The organism is Brucella sp. 22210 (genome assembly GCF_052045675.1).
Lineage (GTDB): Bacteria > Pseudomonadota > Alphaproteobacteria > Rhizobiales > Rhizobiaceae > Brucella.
The window spans coordinates 119,113-142,379 of the sequence record NZ_JBQEPD010000009.1 but is presented as its reverse complement, the minus strand read 5'-3'; the positions used below and the strand labels follow the sequence as shown (position 1 = coordinate 142,379).

Here is a 23,267-nt window from a genome sequence, read left to right as displayed (position 1 = left end):
AGGAGTGAAGACGTGCGAATTTTGCTGACGAACGATGATGGTATCCACGCTGAAGGCCTCGCAGTTCTGGAGCGAATCGCACGACAGCTCTCGGACGATGTCTGGGTTGTTGCACCGGAAACCGACCAGAGCGGTCTTGCGCATTCGCTGACCCTCTCGGAGCCGCTGCGTCTGCGCCAGATCGACGACACTCATTTCGCGTTGCGCGGCACGCCGACCGATTGCGTTATCATGGGTGTCCGTCACGTTCTGCCGGGCGCGCCGGATCTTATCCTGTCCGGCGTCAATTCCGGTGCGAATATTGCAGACGACGTGACCTATTCCGGCACCGTGGCCGGTGCAATGGAAGGCACGCTGCTCGGCATCCGCTCCATCGCTCTGTCGCAGGAATATGATTACGAAGGCGACCGCCGGATCGTTCCTTGGGAAACGGCTGAGACCCATGCACCAGACCTCATTCGTAAGCTGGTCGCTGCCGGTTGGCCGGAAGGCGTTCTGCTGAACCTTAATTTCCCGAATTGCGGCGCTGATGAAGTGCAGGGCAAACGCGTGACGGCGCAGGGCAAGCTTAGCCATGATGCGCGTCTCGACGAGCGCCGCGACGGTCGCGGTTTCCCGTATTTCTGGCTGCGTTTCGGTCGCGGCAAGGCTCCGGTCGCCGACGACAGTGATCTTGCAGCCATTCGTTCGGACTGCATCTCGGTCACGCCGTTGCACCTTGATCTGACCGCGCATAAGGTTCGTGCAGAACTGAGCACAGCGCTCGGTCTTGAAGCTTGAAGCGGGGGGAAGCATGAGGCAGGCAACGTCTGAGCGGCCAAGGCTTTCGGACCGGGAAGGATTTGCATCCTTCGTCTTGCGCATGCGCGCGCGCGGCATTGATGATCCGCGCCTCTTTGCAGCCATTGAAGCAACGCCACGCCAGAGCTTTCTTGCTTCGGCGTGGTCGCATCTTGCCTATAGCACCCGCACCGCGCCGCTCGATTGCGGTGAATATATCGAAGGTATTGACGATCAGGCGCGTGTGCTGGCAGCGCTCAAGCTGGAACCGGGTCATCGCGTGCTGGAAATCGGTACGGGGTCGGGCTTTACCGCCGCCGTCATGTCATCGCTATCGGGCCGCGTGACGACGGTGGAGCGTTATCGCAAACTTTGCGATCACGCCTTGCAGCAGTTTGTTTCGCTCAAGCGTGAAAACATCATGGTCAAGCATGCTGATGGACGCCATGGCATGCCGGGTGGTCCGTTCGACCGAATCATTCTTTGGCTGGCTTGCGAAGAAGTCCCGCGCCATTTCGTGGAATTGCTCGCGACGCACGGTGTACTCATCGCGCCGATCGGTCCCGGCGACGGCGAACAGATCGTGACGCGAATCTCGAAGGTCGGTAGCCGCTTCGAGCAGGAAAACCTGATGGTTGTTCGCTATCAGCCCTTCATCGAAGGCGTTTCTTCGGTTCTTTAGAGCACATCCCGAAAAGTGTGAAACGGGTTTCGGATGAGATGTGCGTTTCAATAAACATTTAGAGCGCCGATCTGATTGAATCAGATCGGCGCTCTAAATTGCCATTTTCTAATCTTACCATGCCATCCATTCCGGTTTTCATCGGAAGGGCGGCTGCGCGCCAATGTTCGCTTATGGTGTTTAATTGGTGAATCTTTTTTCAAAGTTGGGTCGTTCTTAACCAGCGAGTAACATTAACGCGCTTTAATCGTCTTACTGAGTTTCGAGTATGGACGAGTTGAACATGCGTTTCCCAATTTTGCAGCATACGTCCGAACGTCTCCTGCGGAATGTCGCAATCGTTCTGATTGCCGGCTTTGGAGCCGGGTGCAGTTCCGATACGATGCGTTTCACCGACGGCATCTTTACCGGTTCGACGTCCAATCAGCGCGTTGCGCAACAGCCCGCAGGCGATGTTTATGCGTCAGCCCCAATAGCGCCGGCTCCGCGGGTTTCCAGCGGAACGGTACAGCGTAATTCGCTGCCTGCACCATCAGCCGTATCTTCCGCCCCAATGGCGGCACCCGTTGCGGCAGCACGTCAGTCGGTTCAGGCCCCTGTCGCTGCAGCCTCCACGCAGATGCAGAATCAGGTTGGTCAGGCCCACACTATGGCAGCCAACCAGGTCAATGGTGCAGAGACCCGCGTGGCAAGCGCGGCAACCACGACCCACAACGCCGTGAACGGTACTGTTAACGGCGCGAAGGAAAAGGTTCTGGGGCAGCTTCCGGCAACGCCGGGGCAGGGTGCTCCGCGTCCGATGGGCAACAACATTGCCGTTGTTCCGGCAGCCCCTTCGGTCAACGGCAAGAAGTCGTCCGCCGCTACCGGTATGGCTTCCGCAGGCGCAAACACCGCAACACCTCCTGCGCCAAAGGGCGGCTATACGGTTCAGAGCGGTGATTCGCTGTTCTCGATCGCACAGAAGCACAATGTTCCGGTTGAAGATCTGAAGCGGGCTAACGGCCTCTCCAATGGTGCGATCCGCGTCGGTCAGACACTGGTGGTCCCTGCCGCAGGTGCTGCTGCTGTAACGCAAGTTGCCGCTGTCACGCCGCAGCCAGCAAGCCCGGCGAAGGCCGCAGCCGCTGCAAACGATGCGGACGCCGGAAATGTGAAGCCCTATACGCCGCCGCAGGCGAGCAACAAGGTGATCGAAGATGCCGAGAAGGATCAGGCCGCAGCGCCTTCGTCCACCGGCATTTCCCAGATGCGCTGGCCTGTTCGCGGTCGCATCCTGGCAAGCTTCGGTCAGCGTGATGGTACCGCAGTCAGCGATGGCATCGACATTATGGTTCCGGAAGGAACGTCGGTTAAGGCCGCTGAAAACGGCGTCGTCATCTATGCTGGTGATGGCCTGAAGGAATTCGGCCAGACGGTTCTGATCCGCCACGACAACGGGCTTGTCACGGTTTACGGCCACAACAGCCAGATACTGGTGCAGCGCGGCCAGAAGGTTCGCCGTGGCGAGGATATCGCCAAGTCGGGCATGAGCGGCAACGCGAAGTCGCCGAAGCTGCACTTCGAAGTGCGCAAGAATTCCTCGCCGGTCAATCCTTCCAAATATCTGGAAAGCTGATCCGGACAGGACAAGGCAAACAAAAAGGCGGGCTGAAAAGCCCGCCTTTTTGTTGATGCGCGTTTTTTACATGGCCACGCCAAGGCGTCCGGCAAGGTCCTGAACATATTGCCATGCCACACGACCGGAGCGATTGCCGCGCGTGGTTGACCATTCCAGAGCTTCTGCGTGAAGCTTGGCATTGTCGTAGCTCAGTTTGAAATGGGCCGCATAGCCGTCGACCATAGCGAGATAATCGTCCTGGCTGCATTTGTGGAAGCCGAGCCAAAGACCGAAGCGGTCCGACAGCGATACTTTTTCCTCGATGGCTTCAGAAGGATTGATCGCGGTAGAGCGCTCATTGTCGATCATGTCACGCGGCATGAGATGGCGGCGGTTAGACGTGGCGTAGAAAATCACATTGCCGGGACGGCCCTCGACGCCGCCTTCGAGTGCGGCCTTCAGCGACTTATATGACGTGTCGTCATGGTCGAAGGAAAGGTCGTCGCAGAACAGGATAAAGCGGTATTCCGTATCCTTGATCATGTTCATCAGGGTCGGGAGGCTGTCGATATCCTCGCGGTGGATTTCAATCAGCTTGAGCGGCTTCTGGGAGGCCAGTTCGGCGTTGACGCTGGCCTGTGCGGCCTTCACCAACGAGGATTTGCCCATGCCGCGAGCGCCCCACAGCAAAACATTGTTTGCCGGATAGCCATTTGCGAAGCGACGGGTATTGTCTACGAGCTGATCACGCACCAAATCTACGCCACGGATCAGGGAGATATCCACGCGGTTCACCCGCTTCACCGGATCAAGCGTCAGTCGTTCCGGCGCCCAGACAAAACAGTCTGCGGCGCCGAGGTCTGGTGTTTTGGCTTCTGGTGGCGCGATACGTTCGAGCGCGGCGATCAAACGGTCCAGTTTCTGGCTGAGTATGTTTTCGGTCGTCATTTCATGCCCCTAGTGGTCTTATTCCGACATTTGCTTCCCGGTGTTACAATCGGTCCCAGCGAATGTCAGAATCGAAAAGATCACCAGATGCTGTAAGACTCTCGTGGATTTTTCCAGTTTGACGTTTGAACAAGCGTTTGTGACAAACGAAGTTCAAAGGTCAGATTCAATCCACGCGTCGTAGGCGAACGGCTTAACATGCCACAGCAGAGGCGAAAAGTGTGCGACCTTGGCGCAGGCGGGGTGATCGTCGGTTGCAATTGGCGCGCCAACCATTGTAATGCCCTTAACAAATTGTCTTTGAGACTTCAGAGGAGTTCCTAATGTTCGTAACACCGGCTTTCGCTCAAGCACCTGGCGGCGGCGCTTTTGGCCCAGACATGCTGATGAGCATTCTGCCGTTCATCCTGATCTTCGTTATCATGTATTTCCTCATCATCCGCCCGCAGCGGACCCAGATGAAGAAGCGTCAGGAAATGCTGACCGCAGTTCGCCGTGGCGATACGGTTGTGACCGGCGGCGGCATCGTCGGCAAGGTGCAGAAAGTCGTCGACGACAATGAAGTCGAAGTCGAAATCGCCGAAGGCGTTCGCATCAAGGTTCTGCGCAGCACGCTGATGGATGTGCGCGTCAAGGGCGAACCTGTCGCCGATAATAAGAACAAATAATCTTTTTTTGAGATGAAACGGGCTCCGGTAAGCTTTCACTAGCGCATCGGCCCAAAAATCGATATCGATTTTTGGAAAGCACGATGCGCCAGTACAAAGTGTTAGAGCGACCTTTGTGCGTCCAATTGGACGCACGCCGCTCTAACGGAGCCCGTGCAATATTCGGTCGGCGCGACCTTCATAAGCGCGCTTACCTCAAGGCCGGAGAGCGGTGCGCATTCGCACCCCGGCATGCTCTGTCCAGGCCAAAACGGGCCAAGCTGAAACGGAATTGCTGCTCTATGCTCTATTTTTCACGCTGGAAATCGGCCCTGATCTGGTTGGCGGTACTCGTCAGCTTCGTCATCGCTTCCCCTAATTTTTTCTCGCGTGAAACGCTGGCAAATCTGCCCGGTTTCCTGCCGAAGAAACAGGTCGCACTCGGCCTTGATCTCTCCGGTGGCTCCCGCCTTGTTCTGCAAGTTCAAAATGCGGGCAAGAACGATCTGGAACGCTCCGCCGAAATCATGCGTCAGCGTCTGGAAGAGCTGGGTTACGGTCATCCCGTTGTGGAAACCGAAGCGCGCAACCAGATTCGCGTTGAAGTGCCGGGCCTTTACGATGCGCAGCTTTTGAAAGATATTCTGAGCATTCGCGGCGATCTTTCGTTCCACGCTGTGGATGATTCCGTTTCGCCGGACGACGCCATTCGTGGCACGCCGCCAGCGGATAGTGAAATCGTCTATTCCTATGACGATCCGCCAGTCGGCTATCTCGTCAAGAAACAACCAGTTCTCACCGGCGCAAATATCACCGACGCGAAGGCAACGCTTTCTTCCGATGATAATGAGCCGGTTATAACCCTGACCCTCGATGATGCAGGCCGCAAAGGTCTGGCCGCCCTGACCGCCAATGCGACGGGCAAGAGCTTTGCCATCGTGGTCGATAATCAGGTCGTGTCTGCGCCGGTTATCAGCGAGCCGCTCGACACAAATGAATTGCAGATTTCTGGCGCCTTCGATTTGCAGGCCGCCAATAATATGGCCGTTGTTTTGCGCTCCGGCACATTGCCGCAAGCGGTGACCGTGCTGGAAGAACGCACTATCGCATCAGCGCTTGGCGAAGATTATGCCAGCGCCGCCGTGACGGCAGCGCTTCTTGCCGCGCTTCTCGTCGGCCTGTTCATGGTGCTGTCCTACGGCATTCTGGGCGTCATCGCGATGGTGGCGCTTGTGGTCAACATCATCATCCTGACTGCGGTCATGTCGCTGATCGGGGCTTCGATCAGTCTTGCCAGCGTTGCAGGTCTGGTGCTGATCATCGGAATGGCGGTCGATGCGAATATCCTGATCTACGAACGCGTGCGCGAAGATCGCCGTAAGGGCTATTCGGTGGTGCAGGCGATGGAATCGGGTTTCTACCGTGCGCTGTCGACCATCGTTGACGCCAATCTGACGACACTGATTGCCGCACTGGTTCTTTTCTTGCTGGGCTCCGGCACGGTGCATGGCTTTGCCCTGACCGTTGCGGTCGGTATCGGCACGACGCTGTTCACCACGCTCACCTTTACCCGTCTGCTGATCGCACAATGGGTGCGGACGGCGAAGCCGAAGGAAGTGCCGAAGCGCCGTCTCAAGCTTGTGCCGACGGTGACGCATATTCCGTTCATGCGCCTGCAGTTCATTACGCTTGGCATTTCGGTGTTGGCCTGCGCGATCGTGGTGGCGCTGTTCGTGAATATCGGCTTCAACTACGGCATCGACTTCCGTGGCGGTTCGATGGTCGAGCTTCAGGCGCGCAGCGGTGACGCCAATCTGGAAGACATTCAGGACCGTCTTTCCGAACTGAATATCGACAGTGCCCGCGTTCTGCCTGCCAAATCGCCCCGTTCGGCGCTTGTGATCATCGGCAGTCAGGAAGTGGGCGACGATGCCGAACAGACGGTCGCCGTGAAGCTTCGTGGTGAATTTGAACAGGATTATTCGTTCCAGCGTGTCGAGGTGGTCGGTCCGACCGTTTCCGAACAGCTGTCACGCGCCGGTATTCTGGCCGTTGTTCTGTCGCTGATCGGCATTTTCATCTATGTCTGGGTTCGCTTCCGCTGGCAGCTGGCGCTCGGCGCGGTGCTTTCGACATTGCATGACGTGGTCATTCTCGCGGGCATGTTCATTGTGTTCCGGATGGAATTCAATCTCTGGAGCGTTGCGGCTATCCTGACGATCATCGGCTACTCGCTGAACGATACGGTGGTGATCTATGACCGCGTGCGTGAAAATCTGCGCCGCTATAGCAGCGCGCCGCTGCCTGCGATTATCGATGCCTCGATCAACCAGACCTTGTCCCGTACCTTGCTGACATCATTTGTCACGTTCCTTGCGCATATTCCGCTTTACGCCTTCGGCGGCGCCGATATCCGCATGTTCGCGCTGGCGCTGAGTGTGGGTATTATCGTGGCGAGCTATTCGTCGATCTTCATCGCCGCACCGCTGCTGGTTCAGTTCGGACTGAACCCGCGTGGTCCCGAGCAGGATGAGGAAATGGGCGACGAACTGGCGCAGTCGCTGAATCTGGAAAGCTGAGAATGGCCAAGGGAATAGAAATACGCGAAGCGCATTTTCCGGGGCGCGCTCCGATTGATGCTTACGGCGATGGCGGTTTTCGCTTCGCCGAAATGTCGCATCGCGGTTCGATCCTGTGTCTGCCATCTGGAATTCACGGCTGGAAGCCTGCAACGCCGCCCGTGCTGTCACGCGCCGATCTGGAGCTTATTCTGGAGCAGGCCTCGGATATCGAAATTCTGCTGGTTGGAACCGGTATGGATCTGCGGCGTATTCCGGAAGATGTGCGCGCCGTATTGAGGGAACACCGCATTTCGTCGGATCCGATGAGCACAGGTGCTGCCGTGCGGACCTATAATGTGCTCCTCGCGGAAGATCGCGCGGTCGCGGCGGCGCTTATTGCAGTAGAATAACGATCATGAACCAGAATGAGGCACATTGCCTGGCCCTTCTTCGTGAGGCTGACCGGGACCGTTACCTGTCGGTGCTCTATGCGCCGGAGGATAAACGCGGCGGTCTGGCGGCTCTTTATGCCTTCAATGCGGAAGTGGCGCGCATTCGCGATCTCGTTCATGAGCCGTTGCCGGGCGAAGTGCGCCTGCAATGGTGGCGCGACCTGATCAATGGTGAGGCGAGGGGCAGCGCCGAGGCGCATCCGGTTGCCGCTGCTCTGGTCGAAACGATCAACAAATACGAGCTTCCGCGCACCGCTTTCGACAATTATTGCGAAGCACGCATCTTCGATCTTTACGATGATCCGATGCCGAGCCGGAACGATCTTGAGGGCTATTGCGGTGAAACCGCATCAGCAATCATTCAGTTAGCCGGCTTTATTCTGGATCGCGATGCGGCGCAGGCGCATAGCGAAACCGCCGGTCATGCAGGTGTTGCTCAGGCAGTCACGGGGCTGCTGCGTCTTCTGCCGACTCATCGCCGTCGCGCTCAGCTCTATGTTCCAGCCGACATGCTGGCTTCGGTTGGCGTGACGCGGGAGGCATTTTTAGGCAGCGACGATCCATCGGCGTGCGAGCGCGTGGTCAGCGTGATGCTGGCGCTGGCGCGTGAACATCTGGCGATTTTCGATAAGGCAAAGGCGACATTGCCGAAAAGCCTGGCTCCCGCATTCTTGCCGATGGCCATCGTACCCGCTTATCTGAAAGCGATTGAACGCCTTGGCGGCAAGGCGGCGGAACGGACAGCCGATATTTCGGCTATCCGGAAGCAATGGCTTATGTTTCGCGCCAATTTCTGACCGTCAGGCCAGTTGTTCCAGCCATTGGCGGAAATCCGCAAGAGCGCGGGCGGAAAGCGCACGCTTTTTGGCGATGGTCTTTTCCTTGCCGCGCAGGCGCTTGCCTTCTTCCTTCGGAACTTCGACCGGCGGAAACAGGCCGAAATTGACGTTCATCGGCTGGAACGATCGTTTGCCGGGTTCCGCATCGTCGGCGACGATGTGGCCGCCTGTGATGTGTCCAAGCAACGCACCAAAGGCGGTCGTTGGCGGTGGCGGGACGGCGGCATTGCCCAGTCGTTCTGCGGCGGTGAACCGACCGGCAAGAAGGCCGATGGCCGACGATTCGACATAACCCTCGCAACCCGTCACCTGACCAGCAAAGCGCAGGGTCGGGCGCGACTTCAGGCGCAGCACACTGTCGAGCAGCACGGGCGAATTGAGGTAAGTGTTGCGATGCAACCCGCCGAGACGCGCGAATTCGGCATTTTCCAGTCCAGGAATCATCTTGAAGATGCCCGTCTGCGAGCCGTATTTCAGCTTCGTCTGGAAACCGACCATGTTGTAGAGCGTGCCAAGCGCATTGTCCTGACGCAGTTGCACAACCGCATAGGCCTTCACGGTCGGGTTATGCGCATTGGTCAAGCCCATCGGCTTCATCGGGCCGTGGCGCAGCGTTTCAGGTCCGCGTTCCGCCATGACTTCGATCGGCAGACAGCCGTCGAAATAAGGCGTGCCTTCCCATTCCTTGAATTCCGTCTTGTCGCCTTCGACAAGCGCCGCCACGAACGCCTCATACTGCTCCTTGTCCATCGGGCAGTTGATATAGTCCTTGCCGGTGCCGCCGGGGCCGACCTTGTCGTAGCGCGACTGGAACCAGCAGACATCCATATTGATCGAATCGAAATGCACAATGGGCGCAATCGCATCGAAGAATGCGAGCGCGTCGGCATCCGTTTCCGCAGCGATGGCTTCGGCCAGCGACGGCGCGGTCAAGGGACCGGTGGCAACGATTGTCGTGCCCCATTCTGCTGGCGGCAAGCCGGTGACTTCCTCACGCTGGATGGTGATCAGCGGATGAGCTTCGAGCTTTTCGGTGACGGCTTGTGCAAATCCCTCGCGGTCCACGGCAAGCGCGCCGCCCGCCGGAACCTGATGCGCGTCGGCGCAGGCCATGATGAGTGAACCCGCAAGGCGCATTTCGGCGTGGAGGACACCAACAGCGTTGGTTTCGGCATCGTCTGAGCGGAACGAATTGGAGCAGACGAGTTCTGCCAGCTGCTCGGTCTTGTGTGCATCGGTGCCGCGCACGGGGCGCATTTCATGCAGCACGACAGGAATGCCTGCCTGCGCAATCTGCCAGGCGGCTTCAGAGCCAGCGAGACCGCCGCCAACGACGTGAATGGGGCTGAGATCGGATGTGTTTGGCGATGTGTTTGTCATGGCCCTTCCCATATCGCCTTTGCGGGCGGCCATCAATGGGCGAGCAGTATCCCAAAAAAACAAATGGCATCCGTCGCGGGAGGAGGTGCGACGGATGCCATATGGAAAGACCGGATTGGGAGGAAACCGGTCTCGTTGTCGCTAAGCCTGGGAGGAGGAGGGCTTGGCGACAAGCCAGGGCTGGTGGGAGGAGGATCCAGTCCTGGTGGTATTCACAGCTCGAAACTTCAATCTGAAATTTTCATCGAAAGGCGTTCAGCGTAATGCAATCGTCGCGAACAGCTTTTCGGTCTTCAGCTTGATGCTTAGCGAGCCTTGCTCTGACGAGCGACGTAAGGGATGTCGGCGCGGGAGATGCCGAGATCGTTCAGTTCGCGAGTCGAAAGCTGGTTCAGTTCGCTGATGGTTTCACGGTAACGACGCCAGTTGTTGTAAGAGCGAAACAGGTTCATGGTCTTAATCCTTCAGTGTGCGATGGTATCGCTTGGGTTCAATTCATCTCTTTTGTTGCCCATGATATAAGCTATTGTTTTTGCAAGTTGCAGAGCCGACTTTGCATAGCTGCTCTGCGGATGCTGCAAGACGGTTTAAATCGATTGGACTGTTCCGGCACAAAATTGCCGCAATGCGATTTGATCGCTTGGTTTGCTGGTTGCGAAGTTTCTTATATGTTCTCAGCCGGTTGCGATTGTGACCGTCATCTCAGTTCGTTGACCCGGGAGTCATTTTGTCTTTTTCAATCTCAGTGGAGCGCCTGATTGTGCGCTGGCAGCAGGAAGGTCTGATCGATGCGGTTACCGCGTCGCGCCTGAATGCCGATCTTGAAAAACGAGCCACGGGTTTCAGCCTCGGTGCAGTGCTCGCCACGCTTGGCGGTCTGCTTCTTGGTGCCGCCGTCATCATGCTGGTTGCCGCCAACTGGCAGGATATGCCGCGTCTGATGCGGATCGGGCTCGTGCTTGCACTCATCTGGATTGGTTATCTTGGCGGCGCGTGGCGACAGGCAAAGGGCGACAAGGTGTTTTCGTCCGCTCTTTATGTCATCGGTGCTGCATCCTTCGGCGCGGGCATCGCGCTTGTCGGGCAGATGTATCACGTGTCCGGTGATGTTCATTCCGCTGCCGTCTACTGGACCCTCGGCGTGCTTGCGTCAGCCTTCCTGCTGCGTGCGCCGGTTCTGGCCGCTTTTGGCGCAGGCGTTGCGTGCTTCTATCTTTCAACATTCGTGTTTGACGGCACACCGGCGGACAATGCCGATCTGGCCTATCGCTGGATTGGTCCGCTTCTGCTGCTGGTCGGCGTCGGTGCAGCGCTCCTCACGCGCTCGCGCCATGCGGCTCATCTCTGGGCGCTGTTCGCGATTGGCTGGGCCTTGCTGGTTTATGCCAAGAATGAAAACGATGTGGTGTTGTGCCTTATGATTGCGGTCGGCATCGCTTTCATGCTGGCGGACGCTTTCGCGCATGACACGATGGAGCGGCTCACACGCTTTGCGCAGCCGCTGGCATCCTATGGTCTGATGCTGGCGTTGCTATCGCTCGGCATTCTGCAACTCAATCATATGTTCTCGTCTTCGGGCGGCTCTGCCTCCTTCGATCAGGACGTGCTTTATAGTATGCTGATCCTCGGCCTATCGATTGGCGCTATCGCATTGTGCGGTCGCGACAATGGCGGATTGCGCTCCATTGCCTATGCGGCGTTTTCATTTCAGGTGCTTTATCTGGCATTCACGACCGTGGGCACGATGATCGGCACGTCCGGTTTCTTCCTGACGGCAGGTGTTCTTGTGCTGCTTCTGGCGGCCTTTGTCCGCCGGATGGAACGACGGTTCGGTAAAAAGCGTGAAGCGGGGAGCCAGTCATGAGCAGGAAGTGGCTTTATATAGGTGCTGCCGTCTCCGCCTTGCTGCAAAGCGGCATTCTTTATGCGGGGATTGAACAGCGCGCATCCATATTGCGCTCAGGCCATGAAATCGTGTTGCAGACCGAGCCGGTCGATCCGCGCGATCTGATGCGCGGCGATTACGTCATTCTGGGCTATGAGATTTCCAGTGTCATGGGCAAGGACGTGCAGGGCAAACCTTCGGGCGAGCCGCGAACCGTCTATGTGGCCCTGAAACCGGATGCGGAGAAGCTGTGGCATTTCTCGCGGGCGGCGCTCAGCCCTTTCACCGATCTTGCACCGGATGAGGTACAGATTCGCGGCCAGTCGACTTACCCGGTTTCAGGCTATCCGGATCAGACCATTCGCCTCAATTTCGGCATCGAACGCTATTATGTTCCCGAAGGGCAGGGTCGCGATATCGAAATCGGACAACGCGAAAGCCGGATTTCTGTTGTCGTTGCTGTCGATGATAGCGGTGCGGCGGTCATCAAGGCTTTGCGGGACGAGGGGCGGCAACTCTATGAAGAACCGCTCTATTGATCAGGGTTTCCCGCTGTTCCGGCAGTCTTATCCGGCTACTTCAAGCTGAAGTTTATCTCAGGCTTGGCATGCGCGGAATGATCGCTATATAGAGGGGCAGAGTGCCGGAAGTGTTTCGTCTTGCCAAACCGGAAAATCTATACCGGGAAGGCGGCTTTTTTCCTTTGAACCGGGAAAATTGGATGATATAGAGACGCGCGCTTTCGAGGGCAGTTCAAGATCTGAGACGAATTTGGTGCGTTCTAAAGAATGCGCTTCGGTTCAGAAGCGGATATGGCGAAATTGGTAGACGCACCAGATTTAGGTTCTGGCGGGAGACCGTGGGGGTTCGAGTCCCTCTATCCGCACCAACTGCCAATAAGGCCAAAGAATTTCTCTCCCGCGTCTAGAGGCCCAGCGTCTAGAGCAAGGTGCCGGAAACGGCGGGATAATGACAAGAAGTGAAGGTTTGAACATGCAGGTTACCGAAACGCTCAATGAAGGGCTGAAGCGCGAGATTAAAGTCGTGGTTCCGGCCGGAGATCTCGAAGCCAAGCTCGCTGAGCGGCTCGATACCGCGCGCGGCCGCGCCAAGATCAATGGTTTCCGTCCGGGCAAGGTGCCTGCCGGTCACCTGCGCAAGATGTATGGCCGTTCGTTCATGGCCGAGATCGTCAATGAAATCCTGAGCGATTCGTCGCGTTCGGTTCTCGCAGACCGTAACGAAAAGTCGGCTACCCAGCCTGAAGTCATCATGTCGGAAGACGAAAAAGAGGCCGAAAAGGTTCTCGACGGCAAGGCCGATTTCGTTTTCTCGCTGAACTACGAAGTTCTGCCGGCTATCGACGTCAAGGATTTCTCCAAGATCGCCGTGACCCGTGAAGTCGTCGAAATCTCGGAAGAAGAAGTTGACGAGCAGGTCAAGCGCATCGCTTCCTCGACCCGCACCTTCGAAACCAAGAAGGGCAAGGCCGAAAACGAAGATCGCGTCACGATCGACTATCTCGGCAAGCTCGACGGCGAGCCGTTCGACGGCGGCGCAGACAACGACGCCCAGCTCGTTCTGGGTTCGGGCCAGTTCATTCCGGGCTTTGAAGAGCAGCTCGTTGGCGTCAAGGCTGGCGACGAAAAGGTCATCAATGTGACCTTCCCGGCTGAATACGGCGCAGCGCACCTTGCAGGCAAGGAAGCTACCTTCGACATCAAGGTCAAGGAAGTTGCCAAGCCGAACGAACTGGAACTCAACGACGAAACCGCTACGAAGCTCGGCATCGAGTCGCTTGAGCGTCTGCGTCAGGTTGTTCGCGAACAGATCGAAAGCCAGTACGGCCAGATCACCCGCCAGAAGGTAAAGCGTCAGATTCTCGACGCTCTGGATGGCGATTATCAGTTCGAAACTCCGCAGAAGCTGGTCGACGCTGAATTCAACAACATCTGGCAGCAGATCAACTTCGACCTGCAGCAGGCTGGCCGTACCTTCGAAGACGAAGAAACCACGGAAGAAGCTGCTCGCGAAGAATATCGCAAGCTCGCAGAACGCCGCGTGCGTCTCGGCCTCGTTCTCTCCGAAATCGGCGAGAAGGCTGGCGTTGAAGTTTCTGAAGAAGAGCTGCAGCGCGCTGTTTACGACCAGGTTCGCCGTTATCCGGGCCAGGAAAAGGAAATCTACGACTTCCTGCGCAAGACGCCGGATGCCGTTGCTAACCTCCGCGCCCCGATCTTCGAAGAAAAGGTCGTTGACCATCTGCTCGCCAACATCAACGTGACCGACAAGAAGGTCTCGAAGGAAGAGCTGACGGCTGAAGACGAAGACGGTTCGGAAGCAAAGCCTGCAAAGAAGGCTGCGCCGAAGAAGAAGGCCGCTCCGAAGAAGAAGGCCGACGAAGACAAGTCCGAAGAGGCTTAATCTTCTCTGTCTAGAGCATTTCCAGCAAAAGTGCGTAGCGGTTTTGCGTAGGATAATGCTTCACAATAAATAGATAGAGCGGTTCCACGATTCCGTATTAAACGGAACCGCTCTAGCGAATTTGGAACTGGCCGCGCATTGCGCGGCCTTTTCCGTTTCAACCCACGGATAAACGGCTGAAAAGCTTGCATCCATGGGGGCTTTGCTCTAGCCAGTAATCAATCCGTTTTTAGCTCAATCAGAATATTTGCGAGCCAGCATGTCCCTTATTGATACACGCATACCGGAACCGAAACGCTTCATCTCCGGCGCCACTGGCGACTGGGAAGTCGTCATCGGCATGGAAGTCCATGCGCAGGTCACGTCCGAGTCGAAGCTGTTCTCAGGCGCTTCCACTTCGTTCGGCGCCGATCCGAACGCCAATGTATCTCTGGTGGATGCCGCCATGCCGGGCATGCTGCCGGTCATCAATCTGGAATGCGTCAAGCAGGCTGTCCGCACCGGTATTGGCCTCAATGCCCAGATCAATCTGAAGTCGGTTTTCGATCGCAAGAACTACTTCTATCCCGATCTGCCTCAGGGCTATCAGATTTCGCAGTTCAAGCAGCCGATTGTCGGCGAGGGCAAGATCATGATTTCGGTCGGCCCCGACAATAAGGGCCAGTTCGAAGATGTGGAGATCGGTATCGAGCGTCTGCATCTGGAACAGGACGCGGGCAAGTCGATGCATGATCAGCATCCGACCATGTCCTATGTCGACCTGAACCGTTCTGGCGTGGCGCTGATGGAAATCGTCTCCAAGCCGGATTTGCGCTCGTCGGATGAGGCGCGCGCCTATCTGACCAAGCTGCGCACGATTGTCCGTTATCTCGGCACCTGCGACGGCAATATGGACGAAGGCTCCATGCGCGCCGACGTCAACGTTTCCGTGCGTCGTCCGGGCGGTGAATTCGGCACGCGTTGCGAAATCAAGAACGTCAACTCGATCCGCTTTGTCGGTCAGGCCATCGAATATGAAGCGCGCCGTCAGATCGGCATTCTGGAAGATGGTGGTTCCATCGATCAGGAAACGCGCCTGTTCGATCCTGTGAAGGGCGAAACCCGTTCGATGCGCTCCAAGGAAGAAGCGCATGATTACCGCTATTTCCCGGATCCTGATCTGCTGCCGCTCGAATTCGATCAGGCATTTGTGGATGCACTGGCTGCTGACCTGCCGGAACTGCCGGATGAGAAGAAGCAGCGTCTGGTCGAAAAGCAGGGCATTTCGATCTACGACGCCTCGATTCTCGTCACGGAAAAGGCGATTGCCGACTATTACGAATCTGTAGCTGCCGGCCGCGATGGCAAAGCTGCGGCCAACTGGGTCATCAACGATCTACTCGGTGCGCTCAACAAGGCGGGCAAGAGCATCGAGGAATCGCCGGTCAGCCCTGAACAGCTTGGCGCAGTGATTGACCTCATCAAGGACGGCACGATTTCCGGCAAGATCGCCAAGGACCTGTTCGAAATCGTCTGGAACGAAGGCGGGGACCCGAAGAAGCTCGTTGAAGAACGCGGCATGAAGCAGGTCACCGATACCGGCGCCATCGAAAAGGCGGTCGACGACATCATTGCCGCCAATCCGGAGAAGGTCGAACAGGCCAAGGCCAAGCCGACGCTGGCTGGCTGGTTTGTCGGTCAGGTCATGAGGGCCACGGGCGGCAAGGCCAACCCACAGGCTGTGAACGATCTGGTCAAGGCCAAGCTCGGGATTGAAGAGTAATGTGCGTTCGCAGCGCCACCGAGGCTGATCTGAAGGCAGTTCACGAGCTGCTCGTATCGACCTGGCACGCGACTTTCGACGACATTCTGGGCCGGGAGATGGTCAACGCCGTCACCGGCCAGTGGCATAGCGTTGCCGCGCTGAAAGCCAATCTGCGCAAGCCTTATTCGGAATTCATCGTCGCCGATAACGGCGAGGGCGGTATCGATGGCATGGCTTTCGCCAGCCAGTCCGAGGAAGGCAAGGCATCGCTGCACCAGCTCTATGTGCGTCCAGACGTGCAGGTTCAGGGTGTGGGCACGATGCTGCTTGCAGAAATCGAGATGGCTTTCCCCGATGTGCGCGCAATCAAGCTCGAAGTGATCGAGAAGAACGCCAAGGCGGTGAAGTTCTACGAACGCAAGGGCTATGCCACCGTCGGGCGTAACGAGGACTGGGGCGATCCGAACTGCAAGGAACCGGTTCTCGTGATGGAAAAGTCGCTCGACGGCTGGAGCATGTGAAGCGCGTCTTGCCCAAGCGAAAAGCCGAAAGCTGACGAGTTTTAGCCTCTTCATACTCTTGTGACAGCGGCAACTTGACCCTTGCCTTGATCGGGCGATAGGGCCATAAGCAAGGACAAAGCGACAGTTTCGTCTGTCCGCGATGATGATGGATCTGGAAAAGGCCATGATGAAATTTCTTACGCAAGTCTTCACCTGGTGGAATGGTCAGACGCTCGGTACGCGTTTGCACACATGGCGCAAAGGCGAGCGCGTCGGTGAAGACGAGTTCGGCAACATCTACTATCAGGGTGGCAAGGACTCCGAAGGTCGCACACGTCGCTGGGTCATTTTCAATGGCTATGCGGAAGCAAGTGCAATTCCTGCGGGCTGGCACGGCTGGATGCATCATCGCGTCGATACGCCGCCGAGCAAGGAAGACTACAAGCCGCGCGACTGGCAGAAGCCGCATTTGCAGAATCTGACAGGTTCGCCGCTGGCTTATCGTCCGAAGGGCTCGATTGCCCGTCCGGGTACGGAACAGGCCGAGCGTCCGCGCGTGACGGGCGAATACGATGCCTGGACACCGGGCAACTGAGACTGAACAAGTTTACAATCCGGCGTGATTTTCACGCCGGATTTTCTTATTTCCCGCTACGTTTTGGCTTTTTAGACTTAAAAGGCCGGGATAGACGGGTGATGAAGGTCTGTTCCGGCCATTGCACCTTGCAGCAGGGCAACGAATCGTCACATTTCGAGCCTAGGAACGATTCCAGTTCATTTGATCAATCTTTGATGCGGGTTTCCGTTTTGACGAAGCATTCCCCCGGCACGGCTGGCAACGGAAAAGACAAAATCAAGAAGGCTGCACATGTGGCCCTGATTTCGCTTTTTGCGGCTGTAGGCAGCTTGCATGCAGCTCAGGCAGAACGTGTTTCCAATCCGGTCGCGGAGTTTTCGGGACTGGACAAGATCACCGGCCGCATCACGACATTTGATGTCTATATCAATGAGACGGTTCAATTCGGCGCGCTTCAGGTAACGCCGAAGGTTTGCTATTCCCGCACCGAGAATGAAGCGCCACGCACCGACAGTTTTGTCGAGGTTGAGGAAATTACGCTGGATCGCAAGATTCGCCGTATCTTCACGGGCTGGATGTTTGCTGACAGCCCCGGTCTCAACGCTGTTGAGCATCCGATCTATGACGTGTGGCTGAAAGACTGCAAGCAGAAGTCCGACGTCCCGGCACCAGCTGCACAGCAGAACTGATTCCAACTTTTTCCGGTCAAGTTAGAAACGGGCAATGCTCTCAAGGGCTTGCTCGAGAATTTTCTCGTATTTCTTGCGGGGAACTTCGATAGCACCGAAACGCTCAAGATGCGGTGTGGTGAACTGGGTATCGAGCAGCAGGAAGCCCTGCTTGACGAGATGCTGCACCAGAAAAGCGAGACAGACTTTTGAAGCATCGCGCTTGCGCGTGAACATGCTCTCGCCGAAAAAGGCTCTGCCGAGCGTTACGCCATAAAGGCCGCCGACCAGCTTGCCCCCGTGCCATGCCTCGACCGTATGGCAATGTCCGATTTCAAACAGTTTGCCATAGGCTTCGCGGATTGGACCGTTGATCCATGTGCGCGCGCGTTCGCCGGCGCCGCTGGCGCATCCGTCGATGACGCCCTCGAAATCACTGTCGAGCCTGATATCGAAAATGCCCTGCCGAATGGTCTTTTGCAGGCTGCGGGGGATATGGAATGCATCAAGCGGTATGACACCGCGTTTTTCAGGGCGTACCCAGAAGACCTCTGGATCATCCGCCTCTTCGGCCATCGGGAAAACCCCGGTGGCGTAAGCGCGCAGGAGCAATTCCGGTTCGATTGTATAGTCGTCCGGTTTTGCTCCTGCTGTCACTTATTTAAGCGCCTTCGCTCTCGGACTGGCTAGCCAGATATTTTTCCAGCCAGTGGATATCATAGGCACCATTGGCGATGTCCTGATTTCCAATCAGCTCCTGGAACAGGGGCAGGGTCGTCTTGACGCCATCCACCACGAATTCATCCAGCGCGCGACGCAGACGCATCATGCATTCGACGCGGTTGCGTCCATGTACGATGAGCTTGCCGATGAGGCTGTCGTAATAAGGCGGAATGCGATAGCCGGAGTAAACGCCGGAATCCACACGGATGCCGAGGCCGCCGGGCGTATGGTAGTGGGTGATGAGACCCGGTGACGGCGTGAAGTTACGCGGGTCTTCCGCATTGATGCGGCATTCAATGGCGTGGCCAGAGAAACGCACGTCCTTCTGCTTCACCGAAAGGCCGAGACCCGCAGCTACGCGAATCTGCTCATGCACGAGATCGATGCCGGTGATGGCTTCCGTGACCGGATGTTCCACCTGCAGACGGGTGTTCATTTCAATGAAATAGAACTCGCCGTTTTCATAGAGGAACTCGATCGTGCCTGCGCCGCGATAGCCAAGCTCGGCAACGGCGTTGGCGCAGATCATGCCGATCTTGTCGCGTGCTTCCGTGTTGAGAGCCGGGGAGTTGGCTTCTTCCCAGACCTTCTGGTGACGGCGCTGCAAGGAGCAGTCGCGTTCGCCCAGATGGATCGCGTTACCCGCACCGTCGCCCATGACTTGAACTTCAATGTGACGCGGCTTTTCGAGATACTTCTCAATATACACGGCATCATCACCGAAAGCGGCAGCTGCTTCGGAACGTGCGGTTGCAAGAGCAATCGACAGGTCTTCCTCAGTGCGCGCCACTTTCATGCCGCGACCGCCACCACCAGCCGAAGCCTTGATGATGACCGGGAAGCCGATTTCCTTCGCCACGCGTGCAGCTTCAACATCGTCGGTGATGCCGCCATCCGACCCGGGAACGACCGGAATACCGAGGCGCTTGGCTGTGCGCTTGGCTTCGATCTTGTCGCCCATGATGCGGATATGGGAGGCGGTGGGGCCGATGAAGGTGATGTTGTGTGCTTCGAGAATTTCCGCGAACTTGGCGTTCTCGGACAGGAAGCCGTAGCCGGGATGGATCGCATCCGCGCCGGTGATCTCGCATGCAGCAACGATCTGATGAATGTTCAGATAGCTGTCGCGCGATGGCGGCGGGCCGATACAAACACTTTCATCTGCCAGACGGACATGCATCGCGTCGGCATCCGCCGTGGAGTGAACAGCGACCGTCTTGATGCCCAGTTCCTTACAGGCTCTGAGCACGCGAAGAGCGATTTCGCCACGATTGGCTATGAGGATCTTTTGAAACATGCGCTTGCTGCCAGTTCCGGTTTCGTGAAGTGAAGACACGTCAAACAAGGGTTGAACGACGCTTACTCGATCACGACGAGCGGTTCGTTGAATTCAACCGGCTGGGCGTCTTCGATCAGAATGGCCTTGACCGTACCAGCGCGCGGGGCGGGGATCTGGTTCATGGTCTTCATGGCTTCGATGATGAGGAGGGTCTGGCCTTCCTTCACCTGCGTGCCAACTTCGATGAAGTTGCGTGCGCCCGGTGCCGGAGCAAGATAGGCAGTGCCAACCATCGGCGACAGAACGGCGTTCTTTGCCAGTTCAGCCTTGGTCGGCTCGGCTGCTGCCGGAGCGGCGGCGGCAGGTGCTGCTGCAGCGACCGGTGCTGCGGGCGGATAGACGGTCGCTGCGGCCTGAACCGTTACATTGCGCGAAACGCGGATACGCAGATCGCCATGTTCGATTTCGATATCGGTGAGGTCGGTATCGTTGAGGATATCCGCGAGATCGCGGATGGTTTCTTTGTCGATGACAGTATTTTTGCTGGACATATCAGGCCCCTTTTACGCTTTGCCCGTTGTGTTCTTGTTCTTTGGCAATTGCCGCGAGCGCGCGTAGGCCGAGCAGATACCCTTCCGCGCCAAAGCCGCAAATGACGCCTTTGGCGACTGCGGATACATAAGAGTGATGCCGGAAGGCCTCACGCGTATGAATGTTCGAAAGATGCACTTCCACAACTGTGACCTTCGCTGAGCGGATCGCGTCGTGGATGGCAATTGAAGTGTGGCTGTAGGCTGCCGGATTGATCAGGACATAGGCGTCTTTTTCGCCCGCTTCCTGAATCCAGGTGACCAGATCGCCTTCATAGTTGGACTGGCGAAAATCAACTTCGAGATCAAGAGAACCGGCTTCGCGCTTGCAGGCCGCTTCAATGTCGGCGAGCGTCGCAACGCCATAAATTCCCGGTTCACGCTTTCCCAGAAGATTGAGATTGGGACCGTTTAGAACAAAAACCGTCTTTGTCATTTGTGTCCGCGCCAAATCCTTTGCAACCGATATCGTGTTACCACGAAAATTTAGTAACACTTCGCTTTCCATATAGAGAGCTTGGATGCAAGCCGAAACCCTATAATTCAGTGCAGATGTTCTGCCTGACCGGTTTTTCCCGCTATTCTTTGCGAGATGCACCGGCATTACGGCATTTTTTCTTCAAGAGCCGGTAATCACCGGCTTTTGATAAGTCTGTGCCCGATAGGCTTTCAGATAAGAAAGCCTATCGGGCACAGGGTGTCATTTTCACATCTTGGCGGCAGTGCGTGCGGCGGCGATTCTCTCGATAAGGCCGTCGGCGCCGATGGCGCCCGGCACCAGCTCATTACCGATGATATAGGACGGCGTGCCGGTGATGTTGAGCTGCGTTGCCAGCTGATAGGTGTCCTGGAAAGCGCCGGTGATCGCCGGGTCCTTCATCTTTTCACGCAGCGCGGTTTCGTCAGCGCCGAGCTTGACGGCATCTGCAATGGCGGATGCTTCGGTGGCGCGTTCCTGTGCGCCGAGCAGGACACTATGATATTCGGCATATTTTTCCGGCATCAGTGCCTTGAAAGCCTGCGCAACAATATGCGCCTTCACCGAATCCGGGCCGAGGATGGGGAATTCCTTCATGACGAAACGAACATTCGGATCGTTTTTCAGGATGGCCTGCATGTCGGGCAGGGCGCGTTTGCAATAGCCGCAATTGTAATCGAAGAACTCGTAAACGGTCACATCGCCGTTCGGATTGCCGAAAACGGCGTCATGCTGCGGATTGTAAAGTGCGCTCTGATTGGCGGTCAGAACCTTTTTGACCTGTTCCTGCGCCTCATGCGCCTGCTTGGTTTCCAGCGCGCTCTGCACTTCCAGCATCAGTTCAGGATTTTGGAGAAGATAGTTGCGCACCACATTTTCAATAGCCTGCTGGTTAAGCGGTGCCTCAGCTGTCGTTGCGGCTGTTGCCGCCGCGACCGGCGCAGACGCGTGGCGCGACAGACCCGCGCCATAACCAAGAGCCAACGCTGCCAAACCGACAATGCCGCTCGCCAGCGTGATGGAAACTGCATTCTTCATCGTGAAATTCCAATCCGTTCAAAAATACGCCGTGACCAATATAGACCAATACCGGACGTTATTTGCTTTTCTTCGTACTGATAATGTCCTGCGCGCGCAACCAGTCGGGAGTTCCGGATTTCAGTTGCTTCTGCGCGCGGATCGCGAATATCTGGGCATCCTGAAGTTTGCCCGAATAGAAGTTCATGTCGGCGGTCGCAAGGTCTGCAAGTCCCATGCTGCCCTGCTGGCCATAGGCTTGCGCGAGATATCCATAGCCGCCCGGGAATTCCGGATCGGATGCGATGCCCGCTTTTATCTCCTTGATTGCTGTCGGCATGTTTGCCTTAGCGCCCGTCAGCATGAGCGCACGCCCATAGCTCATGCGCAGCAGCGGAGATTTGAGCGGATCGAGCGACACGGCGGTCTGGAAGGCCTTGGCGGCACCGGCAGCATCATTCGCCTTGATAAGAACCTCGCCACGCATTTCGTAGAAATAGGGGTTCTTTGGTTGTTCCTTGATCAGGGCATCGAATTTGGGCTGGGCAGAACGCGCCGAGCCGTTCAGATAGGTGGTAATCGCGCTGCCATAGCGCGCGGGAAGTCCGCCGGGATTGCCCCGAAACATACGCTGCAACTCGCCCATATTGCCCGAATAGGCGGCGATCTTGGCGCGCGCCATGTCATGGCGCAATTGCAGGGCAGGCGAATCCGTCTTGTTGAAATTAGGGCTCTTCTTGGCCAGTTCTTCCAGATTGGCGATACGCTCGCGTGGAAGCGGATGGCTGATGCGATATTGGTCGATCTGCGTGCCCGATAAGGAGAGGGCGGAGGCAAAACGCTGGAACGTGTCCAGCATGCCCTTGGTCGATTGCCCGGTCGCGTTGAGATAGTTGACCGCCATACGGTCAGCCGTCATTTCTTCGGTGCGCTGATAGCTGAGAACGCTGCGCATCGCCGCTTCGGCGCTGCCGAGCGCAATGCCGCCGCCCGCACCGGCTGCCGAGCCACTGCCGGCTGCCGCGCCTGCAACACCGGCACCCACGCCAAGCAGCATACCGATCACAGCCATGGTCCGCGCGCGGCTCAACTGTTCACGCAGACGGTCCTGATGCCCACCGGCCAGATGGCCTGCCTCATGGGCAATCACGCCAATGATTTCATTGGGCGTATCGGCCTGCATGATGGCGCCGGTATTGATGAAAATACGTCGGCCATCGACGAAGGCGTTGAAGCTTTGCGAATTGACGAGAATGACGCGCACGCCACGGCTGGAAAGACCGGCGGCCTTTAGGATCGGCGCAGCATAATCCGCGACCAGCGCCTCGATTTCTGCGTCGCGCACGATTGGTACGCCGCGCGACTGGGCGGAAGCGGGGATAACGCCGGTAACCGCCACGGCAAGGGCCGAAAGTGCCGCCACGGAACGGCGCACGAATCTTCCAAAGGATAAGGTCCCGGTCGGGAACGGCGCGATCAATGCTGCCATA

23 protein-coding genes and 1 tRNA gene are annotated in these 23,267 nt (G+C 57.1%); 15 read left to right on the top strand and 9 right to left on the bottom strand.

Annotation, left to right across the window (positions count from 1 at the left end; translation table 11 throughout):
- Window positions 1–12: 12 nt before the first annotated feature.
- The 3 genes from surE (at window position 13) to dipM (ending at window position 3,080) form a co-directional block, all read left to right on the top strand.
- On the top strand, window positions 13–780 hold the full coding sequence (surE, locus tag ACTJKP_RS13730) for a 5'/3'-nucleotidase SurE (RefSeq protein ID WP_440631050.1): 768 nt from the start codon (window positions 13–15) through the stop codon (window positions 778–780).
- Between the two features lie 13 nt (window positions 781–793).
- Entirely contained in the window at window positions 794–1,462 is a 669-nt protein-coding gene (locus ACTJKP_RS13725) for a protein-L-isoaspartate(D-aspartate) O-methyltransferase (RefSeq protein WP_078338498.1), read from the top strand.
- Between the two features lie 268 nt (window positions 1,463–1,730).
- Window positions 1,731–3,080 (top strand): cell division endopeptidase DipM, encoded by a 1,350-nt coding sequence (dipM, locus tag ACTJKP_RS13720; RefSeq protein WP_440631049.1) that lies wholly within the window; start codon window positions 1,731–1,733, stop codon window positions 3,078–3,080.
- Window positions 3,081–3,146: 66 nt separating this feature from the next.
- Here dipM and ACTJKP_RS13715 read toward each other — a convergent pair whose 3' ends face one another.
- The gene (locus ACTJKP_RS13715; protein WP_440631048.1) at window positions 3,147–4,010 is read right to left on the bottom strand and encodes an ATP-binding protein; all 864 of its coding nucleotides are present in this window, start codon (window positions 4,008–4,010) and stop codon (window positions 3,147–3,149) included.
- Between the two features lie 323 nt (window positions 4,011–4,333).
- Here ACTJKP_RS13715 and yajC point away from each other — a divergent pair, with 323 nt between their 5' ends.
- The 4 genes from yajC (at window position 4,334) to ACTJKP_RS13695 (ending at window position 8,467) form a co-directional block, all read left to right on the top strand.
- Entirely contained in the window at window positions 4,334–4,678 is a 345-nt protein-coding gene (gene yajC, locus ACTJKP_RS13710) for a preprotein translocase subunit YajC (RefSeq protein ID WP_078338501.1), read from the top strand.
- Window positions 4,679–4,959: 281 nt separating this feature from the next.
- Window positions 4,960–7,236, top strand: coding sequence for a protein translocase subunit SecDF (gene secDF, locus ACTJKP_RS13705; RefSeq protein ID WP_440631047.1), 2,277 nt, complete (start codon window positions 4,960–4,962; stop codon window positions 7,234–7,236).
- Between the two features lie 2 nt (window positions 7,237–7,238).
- A complete protein-coding gene (locus ACTJKP_RS13700; RefSeq protein ID WP_151589570.1) occupies window positions 7,239–7,628 on the top strand; it encodes an Mth938-like domain-containing protein in 390 nt (129 codons plus the stop codon).
- A gap of 5 nt (window positions 7,629–7,633) precedes the next feature.
- Window positions 7,634–8,467 carry a phytoene/squalene synthase family protein gene (locus tag ACTJKP_RS13695; protein WP_440631046.1) on the top strand — a complete coding sequence of 278 codons (834 nt, stop codon included), beginning with the start codon at window positions 7,634–7,636 and terminating at the stop codon, window positions 8,465–8,467.
- 3 nt (window positions 8,468–8,470) lie between these two features.
- Here the strand turns inward: ACTJKP_RS13695 and trmFO are convergent, their stop codons facing one another.
- Both trmFO and ACTJKP_RS13685 read right to left on the bottom strand, forming a co-directional pair.
- On the bottom strand, window positions 8,471–9,889 hold the full coding sequence (gene trmFO, locus ACTJKP_RS13690) for a methylenetetrahydrofolate--tRNA-(uracil(54)-C(5))-methyltransferase (FADH(2)-oxidizing) TrmFO (protein ID WP_440631045.1): 1,419 nt from the start codon (window positions 9,887–9,889) through the stop codon (window positions 8,471–8,473).
- A gap of 305 nt (window positions 9,890–10,194) precedes the next feature.
- A complete protein-coding gene (locus ACTJKP_RS13685) occupies window positions 10,195–10,341 on the bottom strand; it encodes a DUF1127 domain-containing protein (RefSeq protein WP_440631044.1) in 147 nt (48 codons plus the stop codon).
- Between the two features lie 275 nt (window positions 10,342–10,616).
- Between ACTJKP_RS13685 and ACTJKP_RS13680 the strand changes: the two genes are divergently transcribed.
- The 8 genes from ACTJKP_RS13680 to ACTJKP_RS13645 all read left to right on the top strand — a co-directional run bounded on the left by ACTJKP_RS13680 (window position 10,617) and on the right by ACTJKP_RS13645 (window position 17,711).
- Window positions 10,617–11,753 (top strand): DUF2157 domain-containing protein, encoded by a 1,137-nt coding sequence (locus tag ACTJKP_RS13680; protein WP_440631042.1) that lies wholly within the window; start codon window positions 10,617–10,619, stop codon window positions 11,751–11,753.
- A complete protein-coding gene (locus ACTJKP_RS13675) occupies window positions 11,750–12,313 on the top strand; it encodes a GDYXXLXY domain-containing protein (RefSeq protein ID WP_440631041.1) in 564 nt (187 codons plus the stop codon). The genes ACTJKP_RS13680 and ACTJKP_RS13675 overlap by 4 nt, the downstream gene beginning before the upstream one ends.
- Window positions 12,314–12,580: 267 nt before the next feature.
- Window positions 12,581–12,663: transfer RNA gene (locus ACTJKP_RS13670), tRNA-Leu, on the top strand.
- Between the two features lie 104 nt (window positions 12,664–12,767).
- Window positions 12,768–14,198 carry a trigger factor gene (gene tig / locus ACTJKP_RS13665; RefSeq protein WP_268898815.1) on the top strand — a complete coding sequence of 477 codons (1,431 nt, stop codon included), beginning with the start codon at window positions 12,768–12,770 and terminating at the stop codon, window positions 14,196–14,198.
- Window positions 14,199–14,457: 259 nt separating this feature from the next.
- The gene (gene gatB, locus ACTJKP_RS13660; protein ID WP_440631040.1) at window positions 14,458–15,960 is read left to right on the top strand and encodes an Asp-tRNA(Asn)/Glu-tRNA(Gln) amidotransferase subunit GatB; all 1,503 of its coding nucleotides are present in this window, start codon (window positions 14,458–14,460) and stop codon (window positions 15,958–15,960) included.
- Entirely contained in the window at window positions 15,960–16,463 is a 504-nt protein-coding gene (locus ACTJKP_RS13655; protein ID WP_440631039.1) for an N-acetyltransferase family protein, read from the top strand. The genes gatB and ACTJKP_RS13655 overlap by 1 nt, the downstream gene beginning before the upstream one ends.
- 166 nt (window positions 16,464–16,629) lie before the next feature.
- Complete coding sequence (locus tag ACTJKP_RS13650; RefSeq protein ID WP_078338649.1) at window positions 16,630–17,040, top strand: NADH:ubiquinone oxidoreductase subunit NDUFA12; 411 nt, start codon at window positions 16,630–16,632, stop codon at window positions 17,038–17,040.
- A 197-nt stretch (window positions 17,041–17,237) separates the two neighbouring features.
- Window positions 17,238–17,711 carry a DUF2155 domain-containing protein gene (locus ACTJKP_RS13645; protein ID WP_078338511.1) on the top strand — a complete coding sequence of 158 codons (474 nt, stop codon included), beginning with the start codon at window positions 17,238–17,240 and terminating at the stop codon, window positions 17,709–17,711.
- A gap of 21 nt (window positions 17,712–17,732) precedes the next feature.
- Here ACTJKP_RS13645 and aat read toward each other — a convergent pair whose 3' ends face one another.
- From aat to ACTJKP_RS13615, 6 genes are all read right to left on the bottom strand, one after another.
- The gene (aat, locus tag ACTJKP_RS13640) at window positions 17,733–18,302 is read right to left on the bottom strand and encodes a leucyl/phenylalanyl-tRNA--protein transferase (protein WP_440631091.1); all 570 of its coding nucleotides are present in this window, start codon (window positions 18,300–18,302) and stop codon (window positions 17,733–17,735) included.
- Between the two features lie 49 nt (window positions 18,303–18,351).
- A complete protein-coding gene (gene accC, locus ACTJKP_RS13635) occupies window positions 18,352–19,710 on the bottom strand; it encodes an acetyl-CoA carboxylase biotin carboxylase subunit (protein WP_078338512.1) in 1,359 nt (452 codons plus the stop codon).
- A 62-nt stretch (window positions 19,711–19,772) separates the two neighbouring features.
- Window positions 19,773–20,243: an acetyl-CoA carboxylase biotin carboxyl carrier protein gene (accB, locus tag ACTJKP_RS13630; RefSeq protein WP_440631038.1), complete on the bottom strand. Its 471-nt coding sequence runs from the start codon at window positions 20,241–20,243 to the stop codon at window positions 19,773–19,775.
- 1 nt (window position 20,244) lies between these two features.
- Window positions 20,245–20,718, bottom strand: a complete 474-nt coding sequence (gene aroQ / locus ACTJKP_RS13625; protein ID WP_138785006.1) for a type II 3-dehydroquinate dehydratase — start codon at window positions 20,716–20,718, stop codon at window positions 20,245–20,247.
- A gap of 270 nt (window positions 20,719–20,988) precedes the next feature.
- Complete coding sequence (locus ACTJKP_RS13620; RefSeq protein ID WP_440631037.1) at window positions 20,989–21,798, bottom strand: DsbA family protein; 810 nt, start codon at window positions 21,796–21,798, stop codon at window positions 20,989–20,991.
- A 58-nt stretch (window positions 21,799–21,856) separates the two neighbouring features.
- Window positions 21,857–23,266, bottom strand: coding sequence for a M48 family metalloprotease (locus tag ACTJKP_RS13615; protein WP_440631036.1), 1,410 nt, complete (start codon window positions 23,264–23,266; stop codon window positions 21,857–21,859).
- Window position 23,267 lies beyond the last annotated feature (1 nt).

Excerpts from the sequence above, each read along its gene's own strand:
- ACTJKP_RS13715 (WP_440631048.1), bottom strand. The coding sequence starts at position 4,010 with ATGACGACCGAAAACATACTCAGCCAGAAACTGGACCGTTTGATCGCC.
- dipM (WP_440631049.1), top strand. The coding sequence starts at position 1,731 with ATGGACGAGTTGAACATGCGTTTCCCAATTTTGCAGCATACGTCCGAA.
- ACTJKP_RS13700 (WP_151589570.1), top strand. The coding sequence starts at position 7,239 with ATGGCCAAGGGAATAGAAATACGCGAAGCGCATTTTCCGGGGCGCGCT.
- ACTJKP_RS13685 (WP_440631044.1), bottom strand. The coding sequence starts at position 10,341 with ATGAACCTGTTTCGCTCTTACAACAACTGGCGTCGTTACCGTGAAACC.
- gatB (WP_440631040.1), top strand. The coding sequence starts at position 14,458 with ATGTCCCTTATTGATACACGCATACCGGAACCGAAACGCTTCATCTCC.
- accC (WP_078338512.1), bottom strand. The coding sequence starts at position 19,710 with ATGTTTCAAAAGATCCTCATAGCCAATCGTGGCGAAATCGCTCTTCGC.
- ACTJKP_RS13675 (WP_440631041.1), top strand. The coding sequence starts at position 11,750 with ATGAGCAGGAAGTGGCTTTATATAGGTGCTGCCGTCTCCGCCTTGCTG.
- trmFO (WP_440631045.1), bottom strand. The coding sequence starts at position 9,889 with ATGACAAACACATCGCCAAACACATCCGATCTCAGCCCCATTCACGTC.
- ACTJKP_RS13650 (WP_078338649.1), top strand. The coding sequence starts at position 16,630 with ATGATGAAATTTCTTACGCAAGTCTTCACCTGGTGGAATGGTCAGACG.
- ACTJKP_RS13615 (WP_440631036.1), bottom strand. The coding sequence starts at position 23,266 with ATGGCAGCATTGATCGCGCCGTTCCCGACCGGGACCTTATCCTTTGGA.
- tig (WP_268898815.1), top strand. The coding sequence starts at position 12,768 with ATGCAGGTTACCGAAACGCTCAATGAAGGGCTGAAGCGCGAGATTAAA.
- yajC (WP_078338501.1), top strand. The coding sequence starts at position 4,334 with ATGTTCGTAACACCGGCTTTCGCTCAAGCACCTGGCGGCGGCGCTTTT.
- ACTJKP_RS13620 (WP_440631037.1), bottom strand. The coding sequence starts at position 21,798 with ATGAAGAATGCAGTTTCCATCACGCTGGCGAGCGGCATTGTCGGTTTG.
- aroQ (WP_138785006.1), bottom strand. The coding sequence starts at position 20,718 with ATGACAAAGACGGTTTTTGTTCTAAACGGTCCCAATCTCAATCTTCTG.
- secDF (WP_440631047.1), top strand. The coding sequence starts at position 4,960 with ATGCTCTATTTTTCACGCTGGAAATCGGCCCTGATCTGGTTGGCGGTA.
- ACTJKP_RS13655 (WP_440631039.1), top strand. The coding sequence starts at position 15,960 with ATGTGCGTTCGCAGCGCCACCGAGGCTGATCTGAAGGCAGTTCACGAG.
- ACTJKP_RS13645 (WP_078338511.1), top strand. The coding sequence starts at position 17,238 with ATGCGGGTTTCCGTTTTGACGAAGCATTCCCCCGGCACGGCTGGCAAC.
- ACTJKP_RS13725 (WP_078338498.1), top strand. The coding sequence starts at position 794 with ATGAGGCAGGCAACGTCTGAGCGGCCAAGGCTTTCGGACCGGGAAGGA.
- ACTJKP_RS13695 (WP_440631046.1), top strand. The coding sequence starts at position 7,634 with ATGAACCAGAATGAGGCACATTGCCTGGCCCTTCTTCGTGAGGCTGAC.
- accB (WP_440631038.1), bottom strand. The coding sequence starts at position 20,243 with ATGTCCAGCAAAAATACTGTCATCGACAAAGAAACCATCCGCGATCTC.